We start from the raw sequence: 18757 nt of genomic DNA, 5'->3' as shown, positions 1-18757 counted from the left end.
CTTCGGACGCTTCAGGCGTATCGTGGCGCAAATTCTGCCACAAGTAGTTTAAATCTTCGGAGCAGACGAGCACCGGGAAACTACGGCCAAGCGATTTGAGGCAGTTCGCAGATACGTGCTATACGGAAGCGGCGAGGGTCAGGAAACGCACCGATGTCCGCCGTAGAATATGGCCGGGAGGCGCTCGACTTCATTGAAGGTCTGCAGACCTACCGCGAGGTACCAGCCGCCATGAACGCGCTCGAAGCGGCGTTTGGCCGCTTCGGCTTCGAAACCATCATCGTGACGGGATTGCCGAACCCCGACCAGCGGTTTGCACAGATGGTGCTGGCCAAGCGCTGGCCGGCGGGCTGGTTCAGCCTCTACACCGAGAACAATTACGACCGCTTCGATCCCGTGGTGCGGCTCTGCCGGCAGTCGGTCAATCCGTTCGAGTGGTCGGAAGCCCCCTATGATGCGGAACTCGAGCCGCATGCGGCCGAGGTGATGAACCGCGCCAGCGAGTTTCGCATGTCGCGCGGATTCATCGTGCCGATCCACGGGCTGACCGGCTATGAGGCCGCGGTGTCGCTTGGCGGCGTCCATCTCGACCTCAATCCCCGCAGCAAGCCGGCGCTGCACTTGATGGCCATGTACGGCTTCGATCACATTCGTCGTCTGCTCGAGCCGGTGCCGCACCCGTCGACGCGCCTCACTCCGCGCGAACGCGAGGCGATCGCCTGGGCTTCGCAGGGGAAATCGGCCTGGGAAATCGGCGAGATTCTGCACATCACGCAGCGCACCGCCGAAGAGCATCTTGCAACTGCCGCGCGCAAGCTCGGCGCCGTCAACCGTACGCATGCGGTGGCGCTGGCGATTCGCAATAAGATCATCGCTCCCTAGGCGCCTCACTGGGAAATTTCCCAATATCGAATCTGCGTCTTTTCGCGGAGTCTGCCTCCATTGAAGATCAATGGGGGTTTTCATGATTCACGCAATTTCCTCGGCGAATCGCCACCTCTATGAGGACGTCATCGAGCAGCATTTCCGGCTGCGTCACGACATTTTCGTCGAGGAGCGACGCTGGGAGACGCTGCGCAGGCCGGATGGCCGCGAGATCGATTCCTATGATGACGAGGACACCGTCTATCTGCTGGCGCTGGAAGGGCGCCGCGTCGTCGGCGGTCACCGGCTCTACCCGACCACCAAGCCTTCGATGATGAGCGAGGTGTTCCCGCATCTGGCGGCGGTCCGCGGCTGTCCGGCGGATCCGCTGGTCTGGGAATGGTCGCGCTACTTCGTCGTGCGCGATCGCCGCGACGGCACGCTCAACTTGCAACTGATGGCGGCGGTGCAGGAGTTCTGCCTCGATCAGGGAATCGCGCAGGTCAGCGCGATCATGGAGACGTGGTGGTTGCCGCGCTTCCACGAGGCCGGGTTCGTCGTCACGCCGCTCGGCCTGCCGGCCCTGGTGGAGGACGCATGGACCATGGCAGCGACCATCGATATTCGCCGCGAGACTCTCGAGGCCCTGCATGATCGTATCGGCATGGCCTTCGTCGTGCAGCAAGACGGCCCGCGTCTGAACGCCGTCGCCCGTGCCAACCTCTGCGGCTTCGCTGCCGCGCAACGAAAGAGCGCCTGAGATGTCGAACATGATGCGGGACAGCCAGATCATGGCGCAAACGAACGACGAAAATCTCGGCTACATGTCCGATATGGCGCTCGAACTGGCGCAGATGGCGGAAGACGCCGGGTTGGCGACGCTCGCCTATCTGTTCCGGATGGCAGCGCTCGAGGCCACGACGGCCAACAACGGGCTCGCCGAACCCGATGATCTGCCCCGGCAGATGACGTCCCACTAGACTTCTCCTGCATTCCGTCTTGCACCCTCTCTTCCGCCCGCCGGCGAGAGGGTGCTCGTTTGGGTGCGGCAGGTTGCCCCAGCCTGCGCGGCAATCTTCTTGCAAGGTCGATTTCGATCGCATGCATCGGCATGCAACAAAGTGCATGTTTGGTGTCGAATCGCTCTTGCCTCGGAACGATACTGCCATTACCCATTTTTCGGCCTTGGAGAGGCGGGGGAGCTCTTTCACTGATGGCGACATTGTTCGAACATCGGCGCGACGCTACCTGCGCCTGAAAGAGTCTTGATGCTGCTCGTCGTCGAACAGTTCTTGAACGGATTGCAGTTTGGCTTGCTGTTGTTCCTGCTCGCCGCCGGCCTGACGCTGGTGTTCGGGATCATGGATCTCGTCAACCTCGCGCACGGCTCGCTCTACATGATGGGCGCCTATTTCGCCGCGACCTTTGCGGCCTGGACCGGCAGCTTCCTGCTCGGCGCACTGATGGCGCTCGGGGCCACGCTGGTGCTCGGTATCGTGCTGGAGGTGACGGCGCTGCGGCATCTCTATGGCCGCGACCATCTCGACCATGTGCTCGCGACCTTCGGCCTGATCCTGTTCTTCAACGAAGCCGTGCGGCTGATCTGGGGGCCGGCCGGCCTTGCGCTGCCGCTGCCGGCCTGGCTCACCGTGCCGGTGCCGATCCTGCCCGGCATTCACTATCCCGCCTATCGTCTCGCCATCATCGTGGTGGCGCTGCTGGTCGCGCTCCTGCTCTATCTCGGCGTGATGCGCACCCGCATCGGCATGCTGATCCGGGCCGGCGCCTCCAATCGCGAGATGATCGGTGCGCTCGGCATCAACATCAAGCTGCTCTACACGCTGGTGTTCGGTTTGGGAGCCGCGCTCGCGGGCCTGGCCGGCCTGATGCAGGCGCCGATCCTCACCGTGCAAATCGGCATGGGCGAGAACATCCTGATCCTCGCCTTCGTCATCATCGTGATCGGCGGCATCGGCTCGATCCGCGGCGCGTTTCTCGCCGCGATCTTCGTCGGCATGATCGACACGCTCGGCCGCGCCTTCCTGCCGAACCTGTTGCGGCAGGTTCTGAGCGGCGCCGCAGCGTCCACCGCCGCGCCGGCGCTGTCGTCCATGCTGATCTATCTCCTGATGGCGATCGTGCTGGTGGTGCGGCCGGAGGGGCTGTTTCCGGCCAATCGTCGATGAAGGCTTTCACAGTGAGCAAGGCCGTCACGGTCCTTTTGCTGGCGGGCCTCGTGCTGCTGCCGCTCTATTCGCAGCTCTCCGGCAACATCTTCATCCTGACGCTGTTCACCCGCATCATCATCCTGGCGCTGGCGGCTGCGAGCCTCAACCTGATCATGGGTTTTGGCGGCATGATGAGCTTTGGTCACGCCGCCTATCTCGGCATCGGCGGCTACGCCGTAGGCATGCTCGCGCAGGAAGGCGTCGGAAGCGGCTTCATCCAGTTCCCGGTCGCGCTCGCGGCGTCGGCGATTTATGCCCTCGTGATCGGCGCGCTCTCGCTTCGCACGCGCGGCGTCTACTTCATCATGATCACGCTTGCCTTCGCCCAGATGGCCTATTACGTCGCCTCGGGGCTGGCGCGTTACGGCGGCGACGACGGCCTCACCATCTACAAGCGCAGCGACTTCTCCGGCCTGATCGATCTCGGCAATCGCGTGCAGTTCTACTATCTCTGTCTTGCCTGCCTGTTCGGCATCATCTTCCTGATCTGGCGCATCGTCAATTCGCGCTTCGGCCTCGTCTTGCAGGGCCTGCGCTCCAACGAGCAGCGCATGCAGGCGATCGGCTTCCCGGCCAAGCGCTACCAGCTGGTCTGCTTCGTCATATCAGGCACCATGTGCGGCCTGGCCGGGGCGCTGCTCGCCAACAACACCGATTTCATCAGCCCGGCCGTGATGTACTGGACGCGTTCCGGCGACCTCATGGTGATGGTGATCCTGGGCGGCATGGGAACGCTGTTCGGCCCCGTCATGGGCGCCGTGGTGTTCCTGTTGCTCGAAGAGCTCCTGTCGCAGATCACCGAATATTGGGCGCTGATCATGGGCCCGCTGCTGCTGCTGATCGTCCTGTTCGGCCGCGGCGGCATCATGGGCGCGCTGGGGAGGGCTGGCCGTGGCTGAACCCTTGCTCCGGGTCGACAACCTGGTGCGTCGCTTCGGCGGCATCATCGCGACGGATCACGTCTCGCTCGACGTCGCGGCAGGCGAGCTGCACGCCATCATCGGCCCGAACGGCGCCGGCAAGACCACGCTGATCAGCCAGCTCACCGGGCATCTTTCCCCGCATTCGGGCAGCGTTTTGCTCGGCGGCCGCGACATCACCTATCTGCCGGCCTATCGCCGCTGTGCGCTCGGGCTCGCCCGTTCGTTCCAGATCACCTCGCTGCTGCTCGATTTCACGGCCGCCGACAATGTCGCGCTGGCGGCCCAGGCGCATGCCGGAACGTCGTTCCGCTTCTTCGCCAACGCGCGCAAGGAGAAGGGCCTGCGCGATGCCGCCCATGCGGCGCTGGATCGCGTCGGTCTCGCCCATCGCGCCGACGTCGTGGTGAACAGGCTCAGCCATGGCGAGCGGCGCGAGCTCGAGCTGGCAGTTGCGCTCGCGAGCAAGCCGAAATTGCTGCTGCTGGATGAGCCGATGGCCGGCCTCGGCGTCACCGAATCCCAGCGCATGGTGAAGCTGCTCCAGGAGCTGCGCAAGGAAGTGTCGATCGTGCTGGTCGAGCACGACATGCCGGCGGTGTTCGCACTGGCCGACCGCATTTCGGTGCTGGTCTATGGCCGCGTCATCGCCTCCGGCGATCCGGCCGCGATCCGCCAGAACGAGGACGTCAAGCGCGCCTATCTCGGTGATCAGCATGTGGTGACGCATCATGGCTGACACATTGCTCGACGTCGACGGCATCGAGACCTGCTACGGCCTGTCCCAGGTGCTGTTCGGCCTGTCGCTGTCGATCAAGCCGGGTGAGATGGTCTCGCTGATGGGCCGCAACGGCATGGGCAAGACCACCACCATCCGCTCGATCATGGGTCTGACGCCGGCACGCGCGGGCGCGATCCGTTTCGCTGGCGCCGAGGTGCGACAGCTTCCGTCCTACAGGATTGCAAAGCTCGGCGTAGGCCTTGTTCCCGAGGGGCGTCAGATCTTCCCGAACCTCACGGTGCGCGAAAACCTGGTCGCGGCCGCCGCGGACCGCTTCGGTAGCAGCAATCCGTGGACGCTGGCTGCGATCTACGTGATGTTTCCCCGCCTTGCCGAGCGCGCCTCCAACATGGGCAACCAGCTCTCCGGCGGCGAGCAGCAGATGCTCGCAATCGGCCGCGCATTGATGACCAATCCGAAGCTTCTCATCCTGGACGAAGCAACCGAGGGCCTTGCGCCACTGATCCGCGAAGAAATTTGGAGCTGCCTGTCGCTGCTCAAGAACCGTGGACAGTCGATCCTGGTCGTCGACAAGAACGTCGACCATCTCGCCCGGATCTGCGACCGCCACTACATCATCGAGCGCGGCAAGACGGTTTGGAGCGGCACTTCCGACGAACTCATGGCCGCGCCGGATCTGCAGCACAAATATCTCGGTATTTGAAGCCCGCTCCAGCGCCGTCATCATTTGGTCAATCCGTCTTACCTGATGTGCACGCACCAGCGGCTAACGCGTGAGGCGATGCGTCCCGATCTCGATCAGGGTGGTCCGACAGGACAGGCGATAGATCAGGCTGAAAAGTTGATCCCACATGACCGAACTCCGCTGTTGATCATGGGGTGCAGTTTTAGGCTGTGTGTCTTTCCGGCGGTTTTCGCGGGATGAGGAAAATGGCTTCGTTCGGTGCCGGCCCGATGTCGTCGGAACAGTCCGGATGAAGTCGCCTCACGGGAGCGTGAAGCAATGCACCGGTTCGAGCTGGCCGAAGTAAGCCATCGGTGCCGGATCGAGCCGGACTTGCTCAAAGCACATCGAAATACTCGCGATGCTCCCAGTCGGTGACCTCGGATAGGAGGCGATCGATCTCGGTGTTCTTGATGTGGGTGTAGTAGTCGACGAATTCAGCTCCGAGCTTGTCGCGGAAGAACGGGTCGTCTTTCAGTCCGGCGACGGCATCGCGCAGCGATTTCGGCAATGGCGGCCCTCGCTCTCGGTTCCGGTGCGCCGCTATGACGGCGTCATTGTCGCCGCCGTCAACATGGGCGCCCATGTCGATCGCCTGCCGGCGCAGGAATCGATCGATCGTCTCCTGCCGGTGCTGCGGGAGGGGGCGGCGTCACTGCGGTCGCAATTTCTGTAGCTGCATTCCCGTTGTCTCGAAGCCGGTGCTATAATGGATTCAAGGCATGAGAGAACAGGGAGGACGCCATGAATCATACCATGGTTCCCAGTGATCGCGTGGAGCGTGTCGCCGTCTATGGACGCGACGGTACGAAGCTCGGCACGATCGAACGGCTGATGCTCGACAAGATGAGTGGAATGGTCGCCTATGCCGTGATCAAGACCGGTGGACTGCTTGGCACCCATCATCACTATCCCCTCCAGTGGAGCGCGCTGAAATACGACCCAAGGCGCGAGGCGTTCCAGATCGAGTTGACGTTGGACGAACTCAGTAGCGGCCCGTGCGAGTTCGATGGCGATGCGTTCGACTGGGGCGACCGTTCGCGGTCCTACCCGCATCCGCACTACTGGTCGGTCTAGCGAGTAAGCCCGTCTGGCAGCCCGCATCCTCGGCACCGGACCGGCTGGGCCCGAGCCGCGGCCATCGAGCCGCGTCTGACGTGATCGTCCGGCTATCCGGCGAGCGGCTGTTCGCCGACTTTGGGCCAATAGGTGCCAAAGCTCCAGAGGCCGCCCTCCGGATCGCGCGCGGCGAAATCGCGGCTGCCATAATCGGTTGTGTAAGGCTCCATTTCGATCTTTGCGCCAGCGGCTTTCACCTTCTCATAGAGCGCGTCTGGATCATCTACGGCCAGATAGACGGCATCCGTCCGCCGGCCGCTGATGTCACCAACCCGCTTGGCGTAGGCGTCGTCGCGATGCGCGCCCAGCATGAGGATCGACGATCCGAACGCCAGCTCGGCGTGAATGACCGTGCCCTCCTTGCGGTACACCACGCGTTCGGCGAAGCCGAGAACGTTCTTCAGCCAGTCGATCATCGCCTCCGCATCCTTGCAGCGCATCGTGTGGTAGAGGCGCGGCGCTTCGTAGCCGTTCCGCTGGTTCATGAAACCCTCCGAGTTCGTGCAAGTTCGGCGCAAGTCCTGGCAAGCCTATTGCGACGCCGACCCTAGTTCGGATCATGGCGGCCGGCTTGAACAAATGGGACCTGATCGTTGCCTCGCGCTGTCGTGGCGCCGTCGTGGCGCCGTCCTGGCGCTAGCCCCCGCCGTCCCGCATCAGGCGTGGATCGACGACATCGAGCCGCGCGGCCCATCCGGTCGGCGTCTCGCCGCTGAATATCCGGAAATCGCGAGCAAGATGCGCCTGGTCCGCATAGCCGGCGTCTGCTGCAATTGCGGCCCAGCCGCCTGTGCCGTCCGTCCGGGCAAGCGCACAGGCCCGATGAAAGCGCAGCATCTGTGCCAGCGTCTTTGGCGGAACGCCGATCTCGTTGTGGAAGCGACGCGTGAGATGCTTGCGGCTCCAGCCGATGTCGGAGGCGATGTCGGCGATCCTGACCGCGCCTGCGCGTCCCCAGAGCGTCTCCAGGGCGAAAGCGACCGCTGGCGAAGGCTCGTGGACTGCGCGGCGAAGCACGAAGTCTTCCACGATCTCGAATCGTCGCTGCCAGCCGACCGCCTCGGCCACCCTGGCGCGGAGGTTCTCACCATCGCGTCCCAGAATGTCGTCAAGGCCGATCATGCGGGCGGTCAGATCGGGCACGGCTCCTCCGAAGAAGCGATACGCCCCGAGCGGCGTGAAATCGACCTGAACGCATTCGGCGCGGCCGTCGGACTCGATCAGGACCGGCCCAGGAAAGAGACCCGCCGCGAAACTCAGTCGAGCGTCGGCAGCATCCGGCTGGTGCCCGAGCGCAATACGGAAGGGCGTCCCCAGGTTCACCAGCAGAGGAAGCGCAAGCGGCGCGGCGTGGCGGAAGGCGGCCAGGCCGAGGCCGCGCTCGCGGTAGAACGAGATGCTGGAGACCAGCCGCGCAAGGCGTGGGGAGGCAGATCGGCGGATGACATCGGCAGGTGCGTCCATCGCGCGTCTCGCTCGTTCGCGCGCAGCATAGCGTCGCGATGGCGCCCGTCCAGGTGTATCGCTACGGCACCGTGCTCTGCCGCGCTTCCGCCTCACGTTCCATGTCGCGGCCGGACAGATCCTCGCCCTGCATGTTGGCGTAGTCACGTGCCATCTCGCGCATCAGGAACTTCGCCGGAACGTCGTGATAGCTGCCGCGGTCATTGACATATTGCATATAGGCTCGGCCTTCGCCGTCGAAGGGGTGCAGCAGCGCATCGGTGTGGCCGTCGAAATCGAGCGGGCTCACGCCGACCTTGGCGCAGAGCGTGTCGTTGAACGTCGGCGTCGCCTTGCGCCAGGCTCCGTCGACGAACACTTCCGTGAAGCCGTGCCAGGTGAAGATGTCGGTGCCCATGCTCGCGCGCAGCTTCTCGGTGGTGAGATGGTTCCTCACGTCGGCAAAGCCGACCCGGGCGGGAATGCCGTGGACGCGGCAGGCGGCCGCATAGAGCGCAGCCTTGCCGACGCAATAGCCTTGCCCGGCGGCGAGCACGCTCGAGGCCCGAAAGGTCTCGGCGACGCGCATGCTGACATAGGGGTTGTAGCGAATGCCGTCGCGCACCGCCTTGTAGAGCACGCTGGCCTTCTCACGCGCGCTCGCATCCGCGCGCACCGCGTCTTTCGCGAATTGCTGCACGGCGGGATGATCGCTGTCGATGTACTCACCGGGATCGGTGTAGAGACGGCGGATGGTATCGGGGAGGGTGTCGGTCATCTCGAGAGCTTAGCAGGCGATATGTCCGGAACTCAATTCAAGCAATGCATTGCGCGAGAGCATGGGCGCGTCCTCGACTTGCGTGGAGGCGCTGCCGTATCAAGGCCGGTTGCGCATCCAGTCGGCGAGGCCCGACATTGCGCGGTCGAGATCCTGGCGCGCGGCGATATCAATCACCGTCTCCTCCAGCGCTCCGCGCATGCAGAGCATCCACGCATCGCGCTCGGCATCACCGATCGCAAAGCCGATGTGCCGCTGCCGCAATCGCGGATGGCCCTTCTCTGGGGAATAGAGCTTCGGGCCGCCCGTCCATTCGGTGAGGTAGCGCTTCAAGACGTCCCGGATCAGACCGAGGTCGTCCGCATGCATCGCGCGGATGCCTTTCGCTTCCGGCAGCATGTCCATGCGCTCGTAGAAGCGGTCGACGAGGGCGTCGATCGTGGCGCTCCCGCCGATCCGATCGAACAGGGAGATGGTCGCGTCGATACTGGTCATGCGAGGACGGAGCTCAAAGCGCGACGCTGCGCAGGCCGAAGCTGCGGGCCTCGTTCTGCAGCACGGGCCGCACCGCGTCGATCAATCGCGCGGCAGCGGCATCGACGCTCAGTCCTGCCGTATCCACCACCGCCGTCGCGCGCGAATACAGCGGCTCGCGGCTGAGCAGGATGTTGCGCAGCTCCGCCATTGCGGAGCGATCGTCCGCCATCGGGCGCAGATCGCCCTGGCGGCGGACGCGAGCCATGTGCTCCTCGGGTTCGGCCTTCAGCCAGATCGTGTAGAACGAGGACAGCACCTGGTCGAAGGTCAGCGGCTCGGAGACGATGCCGCCGCCGGTCGCCAGCACCATCAGCTCGTTGCGCGCAAGCAGCTGTTGCAGCGCCGCCTGCTCCATGCGGCGGAAGCCTTCCTGGCCGTACAGCGCGATGATCTCGGCGACCGAAAGCCCGTTCTGCTGCTCGACCTCCTTGTTGAGCTCGACGAAGCTCCAGCCGATCTTCTTCGCCAGCATCCGCCCAAGTGTCGACTTGCCGGCGCCGCGCAGGCCGATCAGCGCGATGCCGCAGAATGGCGCGCGGCGCGGCGCGGAGGCGCTGCCGCCGGCGAGCAGATCCTTGGCCTGCGCGATCTGCGCGGGCGTTGCCTTGCGCAGGAGGTCGCGAAACATCTGCCAGTCCGGCGTTGGATCGGCGCTGGGCAGCAAATCTTCGAGATGCGCGCCCATCGCGTCGGAGACGCGGCGTAGCAGCACGATCGAGACGTTGCCCTTGCCGCTTTCGAGCTGCGCGATGTAGCGCTCCGAGATCCCCGATACCTTGGCGAGCACCTTGCGCGACATGCCCCGCAATGCGCGCATGGTGCGCACACGCTGGCCGAGCTGTTCGAGGAAGCGGGATTCGGCGTCGGGACTTTCGGTCATGAGCCTTCTTTACAGGGGTCCTGTTTACAAGAGTCCTGCGGCGCGTTTTAATGAAACATAATGCCTGATGGCATTGACAGCAAGTCGGCGTGGTGTCTTTCTATGAATTATAATTCTAAATTCGGGGGAGATGTCCGTGAGCGAGGGGTCCTACAACGCGGTGACCTGGCTGCTCGACCGTAACGTCGAGGAAGGCCGCGGCAGCAAGCTCGCCTTCGACGACACGGTCTCGCGGCTCAGCTATGGCGAGCTCGCGCGCGAAACCCGGCGCGCCGCCAACATGTTGCGCCGGCTTGGCGTCCGCCGCGAGGAGCGCGTGGCGATGATCATGCTGGATACGATCGATTTCCCGATCGTGTTCCTGGGCGCGATCCGCGCCGGAATCGTGCCGGTGCCGCTCAACACGCTTTTGACCGCCGACCAATACGCCTACATTCTCGCCGACTGCCGCGCACGGGTGCTGTTCGTGTCCGAAGCGCTCTATCCCGTCATCAGGGACGTCGTCGGCCGCATGCCCGATCTCGAGCATGTCGTGGTCTCCGGCGCCAAGCAGAACGGCCACAAGCAACTGGCCGAAGAGATTGCCGGCGAGAGCGATCAGTTCACCACCGCGGCGACCCACCCGGATGAGCCGGCGTTCTGGCTCTACTCGTCGGGCTCGACCGGCATGCCCAAGGGCGTGCGCCATCTGCACTCGAATTTGCAGGCGACGGCGGACACCTATGCCACGCAGGTGCTCGGCATCCGCGAGAGCGATGTCTGCCTGTCAGCGGCAAAATTGTTCTTCGCCTACGGCCTCGGCAATGCGCTGACCTTCCCGATGTCGGTCGGCGCCAGCGTGATCCTCAATAGCGAGCGTCCGACGCCGGCCCGCATGTTCGACCTGATGAACCGCTACAACCCGTCGATCTTCTACGGCGTGCCGACCCTGTTCGCGGCCATGCTCAACGACGAGACGATGAAGAGCGAGCGCGGCGGCAAGGCCTTGCGCATCTGCACCTCCGCCGGCGAGGCGCTGCCGGAATCCGTCGGCCACAGCTGGAAGAAGCGCTTCGGTGTCGACATTCTCGATGGCGTCGGCTCGACCGAGCTGTTGCACATCTTTCTGTCGAACGCGCCCGGCGACATCAAATACGGCTCCTCCGGCAAGCCGGTGCCCGGCTATGCGGTGCGGCTCGTCAACGAGGCCGGCCAGGACGTCGCGGACGGCGAGGTCGGCGAGCTCCTGGTCGACGCGCCCTCCGCCGGCGAAGGCTACTGGAATCAGCGTCACAAGAGCCGCCGCACCTTCGAGGGACCATGGACCCGCACCGGCGACAAATACGTCCGCGACTCGGAGGGCCGCTACACCTTCTGCGGCCGCGCCGACGACATGTTCAAAGTCTCCGGCATCTGGGTCTCACCCTTCGAGGTCGAGAGCGCGCTGATCACCCATCCGGCGGTGCTGGAAGCCGCTGTCGTGCCCGAGGCCGATCCGGAGGGCCTGTTGAAGCCGAAGGCTTTCGTCGTGCTGCGTCCGGGCGCGAAGACGACGGACTTGCAGGAGACGCTCAAGGAGCACGTCAAGCAGAAGATCGGCCCGTGGAAATATCCGCGCTGGATCGACGTGGTGGAGTCCCTGCCCAAGACCGCGACGGGGAAGATCCAGCGGTTCAAATTGCGGGAGGGGACGCATTGAGTTTGCTGATGCCGCGCACTGCCGTCACCGAGACCTCCGCCGCGCTCCCTCCCCCCTTGTGGGGGAGGGCAGGGGAGGGGGTAGCCCAGCAAAAGGTTTCCGCAGTTGCGCCAAATGTTCTTCGTCACACCGCCAGTCCCCGTGTGGCACCCCCCTCCTAGCCCTCCCCACAAGGGGGAGGGAACGACCGAGTGCGCGCAAATATCTCGAGCTCATCCAGCGAAGCAGAGCGACAGCATGACCAACCTCACCCCCACAGGCTTCCTCAGCATCGATGGCGCCAGCCTCGAATACAAATGGCTCGCGCCTGAGGCCGCCGACGCCCCCACCATTATCATGCTGCACGAAGGTCTCGGCTCGGTCGGCCTCTGGGGCGACTTCCCGGAGAAGCTACAGCAAGCCACCGGCGCCGGCATTTTCGCCTATTCACGCGCGGGTTACGGCCAGTCCAGTCCGGTCGCGCTGCCGCGGCCGCTCGACTACATGCAGCGCGAGGCGCTGGACGTGCTGCCGAAGCTGCTCGATGCGATCGGCTTCAAACGGGGCCTCCTGCTCGGCCATTCTGACGGCGCCTCGATCGCGACGATCTATGCCGGGGCGCATCAGGATCATCGCCTGAACGGACTCGTGCTGATCGCGCCGCATTTCATCGTCGAGGACATCTCGATCAAATCCATCGCCGCGATCAAGACGACGCTTGAGACCACGGACCTCAAGGCAAAACTGGCACGCTGGCACAGGGACGTCGACAATGCCTTCTATGGCTGGAACGGCGCCTGGCTCGATCCCAAATTCCGCGATTGGGACATCTCCGACTACCTCGCCTACATCCGCGTCCCCGTTCTGGTCGTGCAGGGTGCGGACGACCAATACGGAACGCTCCGTCAGGTCGAGATCGCGCAGGAGGAGTGCTACTGCCCGGTCGACGTGAAGATCATCTCAGGCGCGGGGCATTCTCCGCATCGCGAGGTGCCGGCGGCGACGCTGGAGGCGATCGAGCAATTCGCACGAGCGGCCCTGCGCGACGATCAGGGCCTGCGAGGCCGCGCCGCGTAATGGCAGCAAAACGACTCCTCATGAAACAAAGTGCATGCTATGGCAGTTGAGGACTAGACGCGTCCGAAAAGATGCACTATTGTGCATCTAACGCACAAGCCAGAACGCACAATTCAAGCTCAGGGATGATTCATGGCCGGGGAAGATCGGCGCCTCGCAGGCGGCGCGACATTCATCGATTTCCAGACCGAACCGTCCCGCTACAGGCATTGGAAGCTCGCGGTCGAAGGCGACGTCGCGACGCTGACCATGGACGTCGACGAGAATGGCGGCCTCTTCGAGGGCTACCTGCTCAAGCTCAACTCCTACGACCTCGGTGTCGATATCGAGCTCGCTGACGCGCTCCAGCGCCTGCGCTTCGAGCATCCCGAGGTGAAGGTTGTGGTGATGCGCTCGGCCAAGAACCGCGTGTTCTGCGCCGGGGCCAACATCCGCATGCTTGCCGGCTCGACCCACGCGCACAAGGTGAACTTCTGCAAATTCACCAACGAGACCCGCAACGGCATGGAAGATTCGTCCGAGAATTCCGGCCAGCGCTTCATCGCCGTGGTGAACGGCTCTGCCGCCGGCGGCGGCTACGAGCTCGCGCTTGCGACCGATCACATCATCCTCGCCGACGACGGCTCGTCCGCCGTTGCGCTGCCCGAAGTGCCGCTGCTCGCCGTGTTGCCCGGCACCGGTGGTCTCACGCGTGTGGTCGACAAGCGCAAGGTGCGCCGCGACCACGCTGACTTCTTCTGCACCATCGAGGAGGGTGTGAAGGGCAAGCGCGCGGTGCAGTGGCGCCTCGTCGACGAGATCGCGCCGAACTCCAAGCTCGAAGCCAGGATCGCCGAGCGCGCCAAGGAATTCGCCGCGGCCTCGAAGCGCAACGGCAGCGGCAAGGGGATCGCGCTGACGCCGCTCAAGCGCGTGATCGACCAAAACAGCATCCGCTATGGCTTCGTCACCGTCGACATCGATCGCGCGGCGCGGATCGCCACCATCTCGATCAAGGCCCCGGAGGCCGCGCCGCCGGCCGACATCGACGGCATGATGGCGCAAGGCGCCTCGTTCTGGCCGCTCCAGGTTGCGCGCGAGCTCGATGACGCCATCCTGCATCTGCGTATTAACGAACTCGAGATCGCCATGCTGGTGTTCAAGAGCCATGGCGAGCGCGCCCATGTGCTCGCCTGCGATGCCTTCCTCGAAGCCAACAAGGCGCACTGGCTGGTCAACGAGATCAGGCATTACTGGAAGCGCGTGCTCAAACGCATCGACGTCACCTCGCGCACGCTGGTGACGCTGGTCGAGCCCGGCTCCTGCTTTGCCGGCACGCTCGCCGAGCTCGTGTTTGCCGCCGACCGCTCCTACATGCTGATCGGCGCGCGTCAGGGCGACAACCGCCCGCCGCCCTCGATCGAGCTGTCCGCCATGAATTTCGGCCCATATCCGATGAGCCATGGCCTGACACGGCTGCAATCGCGCTTCCAGGCCGATCCGTCCGACGTCGAGCGCGCGGAAGCCACGCTCGGCACTGCGCTCGACGCGGAGCAGGCCGAAGAGCTCGGCCTCGTCACCTTCGCGCTCGACGACATCGACTGGGACGACGAGGTCCGCGTGTTCCTCGAGGAGCGCGCCAGCTTCTCGCCCGACAGCCTCACCGGCATGGAAGCGAGCCTGCGCTTCGTCGGCCCCGAGACGATGGAATCGAAGATATTCGCCCGCCTCACCGCCTGGCAGAACTGGATCTTCCAGCGTCCGAACGCCGTCGGCGAGGAAGGCGCGCTGCGTCGCTACGGCAGCGGCCAGAAACCGAAATTCGATATGACGCGGGTGTGACGAGGTGCGTGTCCCGGGCGAGCTGCGGCACGAAGTGACGCTGCGCAGAACCGGGACCCAGAAGGACGAGACAGTTGGGTCTCGGCTCAGCAGCGCACCGCTTCGCGCTGCGCAGCGTCCGGGACAGGAAACAAGGAGCACGGCCATGAACATGAACATCATGAACGTCGACTACTCGACCAAGATCCCGAACAACGTGAACCTCGCCGAAGACCGCCAGGTGCTCAAAGCGCTGGAGGGCTGGCACCCCGGCTACATGGACTGGTGGAGCGACATGGGGCCGGAAGGTTTCCAGGAATCGCTGGTCTATTTGCGCACGGCCTATTCGGTCGATCCGCGCGGCTGGGCCAAGTTCGATTATGTCCGCATGCCCGAATATCGCTGGGGCATTCTGCTTGCGCCGCAGGAGGAAAACCGCGTCGTGCCGTTTGGTGAGCACTATGGCGAGCCGGCCTGGCAGGAAGTCCCGGGCGAGCATCGCGCCATGCTGCGCCGCCTGATCGTGATCCAGGGCGACACCGAGCCGGCCTCGGTCGAGCAGCAGCGCCATCTCGGCAAGACCGCGCCCTCGCTCTACGACATGCGCAACCTGTTCCAGGTCAATGTCGAGGAAGGCCGTCATCTCTGGGCGATGGTCTATCTGCTCCAGAAATATTTCGGCCGCGACGGCCGCGAGGAAGCCGACGATCTCTTGCGCCGCCGCTCCGGCGACGCCGACGCGCCGCGCATGCTGGGCGCCTTCAACGAGGCGACTCCGGACTGGCTGTCGTTCTTCATGTTCACCTACTTCACCGACCGCGACGGCAAGATGCAGCTGCATTCGCTGGCGCAGTCGGGCTTCGATCCCTTGTCGCGCACCTGCCGCTTCATGCTGACGGAGGAAGCGCATCACATGTTCGTCGGCGAGACCGGCATCACCCGCGTCGTGCAGCGCACCTGCGATGCGATGAAGGCGGCCGGCATCACCGACCCGACCGACATTGCCAAGGTCCGCGCGTTGGGGGTGATCGACCTGCCGACCATCCAGAAGAAGCTGAACCTGCACTATACGCTGTCGCTCGACCTGTTCGGCTCCGAAGTCTCGACCAACGCGGCCAACGCCTTCAACGCCGGCATCAAGGGCCGTTACCACGAGACCCAGATCGAGGACGATCACCAGCTCAAGAACTCCACCTATCCGGTGCTCAAGCTGATCAACGGCGAGGTCAAGTTGGTCGACGAGCCGGCGCTGACCGCGCTCAACATGCGCCTGCGCGACGACTACAGCCAGGACTGCGTCAAGGGAATGCTGCGCTGGAACAAGGTGATCTCGACCGCGGGCTACGATTTCAAGCTGACTCTGCCCAACGTCGCCTTCCACCGCCACATCGGCGAGTTCAAGAACGTGCACGCAACGCCCGACGGCATCCTGATCGACGACGCCACCTGGGCCAAGCGCAAGGACGAGTGGCTGCCGTCCGCCAGCGACGGCGACTTCATCACCTCCCTGATGCAGCCCGTCACCGAGATCGGCCAGTTCGCCTCCTGGATCTCGCCGCCGAAGGTCGGCATCGACAACAAGCCCGGCGATTTCGAGTATGTGAAGATCGAGTCGTAACGGCTGCGACGCTGCTCTACACTCTCAGTGTCGTCCCGGACAAGCAAAGGCCTGGCAACGCATCGCATTGCCAGGCCTTTGCGCAGATCGAGGACCATACCCACAGGAAGGAGTTCGCCGAGGGCTCGGAGTGGGACCTCCTGTCACACGCTGACCCGTGGCTGGGGGTCCAGGATCTGCGCTCACCTCGTTCGCTTGTCCGAGCCGAGCGGCGCGTGACGTGGAGGAGTCTAGGACGCGCACTCCTAGACGCGTGACGTCCGGTTTCGGAAAATGGAGCGGGCATATCCGAGAGCTGCGAGAACGTCAGCTTGCGGACCCTTAGCTGACAAGCTGCTATTTCAAACGCCGTCCCCGCGCGAAGACCTCCGATGGAAGTTCTCCGAACATTTTCCGGAAGTCGTTGGCGAAATGGCCCAGATTCGCAAAGCCGCATTTGAAGGCGATCTGAGACACTGATGTTCTCGGATTTCCTTCCAGGAGCATTTGCCTGGCGCGTCGGAGCCGCACGGACTTTGCAAATTGCATCGGCGAATATCCGCGATTCTTCTTGAAAGCTGCATAAAGACTGCGGATGCTGGTGTTCGTTTTTGCTGCCAACTCCTCGACGAGAACAGCACGAGCCCAATTTGCTTCGATATATTCCTCGGCCAAGCGGACTGCGAGAGGCGCTGGCTCGGTGGCGGGACTCTCCAACAGTTCCGTGTAGTTGTGTCTCTGAGCCGAGAGGAACGTCATGATGAGCGCTTGCTCGAGCTCGATCAGCGCCGGTTTAGGGAGCTGCGCTGCCGTTGAATTCAGCTGGTCGGCCAAGAACATGGTCAGCTGACGCAACAGATGGGCCGCAGGCTGCTTCGGCGGCGCGGTGGGGTTGAACAACAGCGTCCCACGAGGTGGCGCACCGAGGAGTGTTGCTAACGCCCTATCGAGCGCAGCCGTTTTGATACGAAGGATTAACTGCTCAAACCCGGCTTCGAATATGATGGTACTCGGCTGCCCCGGCGGGGTGATACCGAGGTGCTGCTCGTCCACGGGCACCGTCGTCGCGGTGTCTAAAATGACGCCCGCTTTCCCCTTGAGACCGACTTGGAGTCTTGCAAAATCGCCTTCGGGAAAATCGACGATCGTTTTGGCAGCATATCCACAAAAGCCGAGCCCGGTATGGGGCAATACCAGGTAATTTGCCACTCCCTCGAAATCGATTGAATTCGCGACAGAAAAACCGGTTGCCCCATAGACCGTGCGCAGCGCATCCCTCATCTCTTCGGGGTTGCGTGTACGGACGACCGGAGAGCGGTTAAGCGGGTAATCGATTTCATCCATTTGACAATCGCGAAGCCGGATCAATTGGTGATTTTCTGATCAGGAAACGCATTTGGCACTGATCTGGATCAAGAAGTGCTTCGATGCCGAAATTGAGCAATGATTGCAGAATTGGGCCATGAGAAATCGTTGCGCCGGCATAGCAGGTAAGAGATGCTTACGGGATGGAGCGGGGTGCTCATACAACATCCGGCTCTGGGGCCTTGCGAGTTCTGCAAGAGCGCGCCTGCGTTCTCAGCAGTGAATAGCAGTGTTCCTACGGACTTGGCTAAACCTAACAGCTTTCGATGACCTAACTATAATATTTTCATTTCGTCCGCTGACGGCTTTGGCCACCGCCCATGGCTTCCCCAAGCTGCACCGAACGAAACACTGACCGTCGAATTTTTTTCGACGGTCCATTTTTTCGCAACTTTAACGGTGAGCGCTTCGCGCTGCTTAACTTAGCACACTTAGCGGAGCGATTTTGGAGGGCTGTTCGCTGTGGCCCGAACTTGCTTAGCATTCTTGGTGATCCGAAAGGGAGAAGCGACGTGGGTTGCGCGGTGGACGATACTCTCCTGGCTACTCCAAACGTCAGCCAGCTCAGAGAACGATTAAGCAGGGAAAGGCACCCGGAAATGCGCAGCAGAATACTCGACCGTCTTGCAGCTGAATTGGCCAAACTTCCCGAACCTGAACAGCGGGTCGAGTTGATCAGGACGGCGAAATACTTGGTAACCTAGTGTCAGAGATTAGCTATGTACAACGTAGTGCAGTTTCCAGGCACGCGCCCTCGACCCGACTTGGAAGGAGATGTTCGGCGCGCCATACTCCTTCTCGACATCTCACTCGTTCGGACTGCGCGCTTGATCGCGAAATGTCCTGCGGGTGAACGGAGGCGTGAATTGAATAACGAGCTCCTGGAGCTACAAGCCAAGCTCGAATATCTGCGCGCCTTGGCTCGAAGCACCTTTGCTGGAGCTCGCCATCAGTGTGATGTCTCGTTTTGGCCCGTGGCGACCTTAGTTCAGAGCGACGCGAGGCCTCTGCTAGGCGAGCTGCCCA

General features: G+C 63.2%; 18 protein-coding genes and 1 pseudogene. 12 read left to right on the top strand and 7 right to left on the bottom strand.

Annotation, left to right across the window (positions count from 1 at the left end; genetic code table 11):
* Window positions 1-153 precede the first annotated feature (153 nt).
* The 7 genes from ABIG06_RS10310 (at window position 154) to ABIG06_RS10280 (ending at window position 5457) form a co-directional block, all read left to right on the top strand.
* A complete protein-coding gene (locus ABIG06_RS10310) occupies window positions 154-882 on the top strand; it encodes a helix-turn-helix transcriptional regulator (RefSeq protein ID WP_124163879.1) in 729 nt (242 codons plus the stop codon).
* Window positions 883-964: 82 nt separating this feature from the next.
* Window positions 965-1624, top strand: a complete 660-nt coding sequence (locus ABIG06_RS10305; RefSeq protein WP_370136156.1) for an acyl-homoserine-lactone synthase — start codon at window positions 965-967, stop codon at window positions 1622-1624.
* Between the two features lies 1 nt (window position 1625).
* Window positions 1626-1844 carry a hypothetical protein gene (locus tag ABIG06_RS10300; RefSeq protein WP_124163877.1) on the top strand — a complete coding sequence of 73 codons (219 nt, stop codon included), beginning with the start codon at window positions 1626-1628 and terminating at the stop codon, window positions 1842-1844.
* A 288-nt stretch (window positions 1845-2132) separates the two neighbouring features.
* The gene (locus ABIG06_RS10295; protein WP_036042790.1) at window positions 2133-3050 is read left to right on the top strand and encodes a branched-chain amino acid ABC transporter permease; all 918 of its coding nucleotides are present in this window, start codon (window positions 2133-2135) and stop codon (window positions 3048-3050) included.
* Window positions 3047-3991, top strand: a complete 945-nt coding sequence (locus ABIG06_RS10290) for a branched-chain amino acid ABC transporter permease (RefSeq protein WP_370136153.1) — start codon at window positions 3047-3049, stop codon at window positions 3989-3991. The genes ABIG06_RS10295 and ABIG06_RS10290 overlap by 4 nt, the downstream gene beginning before the upstream one ends.
* On the top strand, window positions 3984-4751 hold the full coding sequence (locus tag ABIG06_RS10285) for an ABC transporter ATP-binding protein (RefSeq protein ID WP_370136150.1): 768 nt from the start codon (window positions 3984-3986) through the stop codon (window positions 4749-4751). The genes ABIG06_RS10290 and ABIG06_RS10285 overlap by 8 nt, the downstream gene beginning before the upstream one ends.
* Entirely contained in the window at window positions 4744-5457 is a 714-nt protein-coding gene (locus ABIG06_RS10280; protein WP_370136147.1) for an ABC transporter ATP-binding protein, read from the top strand. Before ABIG06_RS10285 ends, ABIG06_RS10280 begins: the two co-directional genes overlap by 8 nt.
* 358 nt (window positions 5458-5815) lie before the next feature.
* Here the strand turns inward: ABIG06_RS10280 and ABIG06_RS10275 are convergent.
* Window positions 5816-6001 (bottom strand): annotated as a pseudogene (locus ABIG06_RS10275) (glutamine synthetase); the annotation flags it as partial.
* A 221-nt stretch (window positions 6002-6222) separates the two neighbouring features.
* Between ABIG06_RS10275 and ABIG06_RS10270 the strand changes: the two are divergent.
* Window positions 6223-6555 (top strand): PRC-barrel domain-containing protein, encoded by a 333-nt coding sequence (locus ABIG06_RS10270; protein WP_370136144.1) that lies wholly within the window; start codon window positions 6223-6225, stop codon window positions 6553-6555.
* Window positions 6556-6647: 92 nt separating this feature from the next.
* Here the strand turns inward: ABIG06_RS10270 and ABIG06_RS10265 are convergent, their stop codons facing one another.
* From ABIG06_RS10265 to ABIG06_RS10245, 5 genes are all read right to left on the bottom strand, one after another.
* A complete protein-coding gene (locus ABIG06_RS10265; RefSeq protein WP_370136141.1) occupies window positions 6648-7082 on the bottom strand; it encodes a VOC family protein in 435 nt (144 codons plus the stop codon).
* A 151-nt stretch (window positions 7083-7233) separates the two neighbouring features.
* Window positions 7234-8061 (bottom strand): helix-turn-helix domain-containing protein, encoded by an 828-nt coding sequence (locus ABIG06_RS10260; protein ID WP_370136139.1) that lies wholly within the window; start codon window positions 8059-8061, stop codon window positions 7234-7236.
* Between the two features lie 61 nt (window positions 8062-8122).
* Complete coding sequence (locus tag ABIG06_RS10255; RefSeq protein WP_370136138.1) at window positions 8123-8818, bottom strand: transglutaminase-like domain-containing protein; 696 nt, start codon at window positions 8816-8818, stop codon at window positions 8123-8125.
* Between the two features lie 99 nt (window positions 8819-8917).
* Window positions 8918-9313, bottom strand: coding sequence for a group II truncated hemoglobin (locus ABIG06_RS10250; RefSeq protein ID WP_124163870.1), 396 nt, complete (start codon window positions 9311-9313; stop codon window positions 8918-8920).
* 13 nt (window positions 9314-9326) lie between these two features.
* Window positions 9327-10235 (bottom strand): helix-turn-helix transcriptional regulator, encoded by a 909-nt coding sequence (locus ABIG06_RS10245; protein WP_370136135.1) that lies wholly within the window; start codon window positions 10233-10235, stop codon window positions 9327-9329.
* 136 nt (window positions 10236-10371) lie between these two features.
* Here ABIG06_RS10245 and ABIG06_RS10240 point away from each other — a divergent pair, with 136 nt between their 5' ends.
* From ABIG06_RS10240 to boxB, 4 genes are all read left to right on the top strand, one after another.
* The gene (locus ABIG06_RS10240; RefSeq protein ID WP_370136132.1) at window positions 10372-11913 is read left to right on the top strand and encodes a benzoate-CoA ligase family protein; all 1542 of its coding nucleotides are present in this window, start codon (window positions 10372-10374) and stop codon (window positions 11911-11913) included.
* A gap of 237 nt (window positions 11914-12150) precedes the next feature.
* Window positions 12151-12969, top strand: coding sequence for an alpha/beta fold hydrolase (locus ABIG06_RS10235; protein WP_370136129.1), 819 nt, complete (start codon window positions 12151-12153; stop codon window positions 12967-12969).
* Between the two features lie 132 nt (window positions 12970-13101).
* Window positions 13102-14790 carry a 2,3-epoxybenzoyl-CoA dihydrolase gene (gene boxC, locus ABIG06_RS10230; protein ID WP_370136126.1) on the top strand — a complete coding sequence of 563 codons (1689 nt, stop codon included), beginning with the start codon at window positions 13102-13104 and terminating at the stop codon, window positions 14788-14790.
* Window positions 14791-14935: 145 nt separating this feature from the next.
* On the top strand, window positions 14936-16387 hold the full coding sequence (boxB, locus tag ABIG06_RS10225; RefSeq protein ID WP_370136123.1) for a benzoyl-CoA 2,3-epoxidase subunit BoxB: 1452 nt from the start codon (window positions 14936-14938) through the stop codon (window positions 16385-16387).
* A gap of 336 nt (window positions 16388-16723) precedes the next feature.
* On the opposite strand, the gene ABIG06_RS10220 is transcribed toward boxB, so the two are convergent.
* Window positions 16724-17710 (bottom strand): AraC family transcriptional regulator, encoded by a 987-nt coding sequence (locus ABIG06_RS10220; protein ID WP_370136121.1) that lies wholly within the window; start codon window positions 17708-17710, stop codon window positions 16724-16726.
* Window positions 17711-18757: the final 1047 nt, after the last annotated feature.

This window comes from Bradyrhizobium sp. USDA 326 (genome assembly GCF_049739485.1).
Taxonomy (GTDB): domain Bacteria; phylum Pseudomonadota; class Alphaproteobacteria; order Rhizobiales; family Xanthobacteraceae; genus Bradyrhizobium.
Note: the sequence above shows the minus strand (reverse complement) of the source record. Positions and strands in the feature narration are given on the sequence as shown.

Coding starts and splice junctions, on each gene's coding strand:
- ABIG06_RS10310 (WP_124163879.1), top strand. CDS start 154: ATGTCCGCCGTAGAATATGGCCGGGAGGCGCTCGACTTCATTGAAGGT.
- ABIG06_RS10305 (WP_370136156.1), top strand. CDS start 965: ATGATTCACGCAATTTCCTCGGCGAATCGCCACCTCTATGAGGACGTC.
- ABIG06_RS10300 (WP_124163877.1), top strand. CDS start 1,626: ATGTCGAACATGATGCGGGACAGCCAGATCATGGCGCAAACGAACGAC.
- ABIG06_RS10295 (WP_036042790.1), top strand. CDS start 2,133: ATGCTGCTCGTCGTCGAACAGTTCTTGAACGGATTGCAGTTTGGCTTG.
- ABIG06_RS10290 (WP_370136153.1), top strand. CDS start 3,047: ATGAAGGCTTTCACAGTGAGCAAGGCCGTCACGGTCCTTTTGCTGGCG.
- ABIG06_RS10280 (WP_370136147.1), top strand. CDS start 4,744: ATGGCTGACACATTGCTCGACGTCGACGGCATCGAGACCTGCTACGGC.
- ABIG06_RS10270 (WP_370136144.1), top strand. CDS start 6,223: ATGAATCATACCATGGTTCCCAGTGATCGCGTGGAGCGTGTCGCCGTC.
- ABIG06_RS10265 (WP_370136141.1), bottom strand. CDS start 7,082: ATGAACCAGCGGAACGGCTACGAAGCGCCGCGCCTCTACCACACGATG.
- ABIG06_RS10260 (WP_370136139.1), bottom strand. CDS start 8,061: ATGGACGCACCTGCCGATGTCATCCGCCGATCTGCCTCCCCACGCCTT.
- ABIG06_RS10255 (WP_370136138.1), bottom strand. CDS start 8,818: ATGACCGACACCCTCCCCGATACCATCCGCCGTCTCTACACCGATCCC.
- ABIG06_RS10250 (WP_124163870.1), bottom strand. CDS start 9,313: ATGACCAGTATCGACGCGACCATCTCCCTGTTCGATCGGATCGGCGGG.
- ABIG06_RS10245 (WP_370136135.1), bottom strand. CDS start 10,235: ATGACCGAAAGTCCCGACGCCGAATCCCGCTTCCTCGAACAGCTCGGC.
- ABIG06_RS10235 (WP_370136129.1), top strand. CDS start 12,151: ATGACCAACCTCACCCCCACAGGCTTCCTCAGCATCGATGGCGCCAGC.
- boxC (WP_370136126.1), top strand. CDS start 13,102: ATGGCCGGGGAAGATCGGCGCCTCGCAGGCGGCGCGACATTCATCGAT.
- boxB (WP_370136123.1), top strand. CDS start 14,936: ATGAACATGAACATCATGAACGTCGACTACTCGACCAAGATCCCGAAC.
- ABIG06_RS10220 (WP_370136121.1), bottom strand. CDS start 17,710: ATGGATGAAATCGATTACCCGCTTAACCGCTCTCCGGTCGTCCGTACA.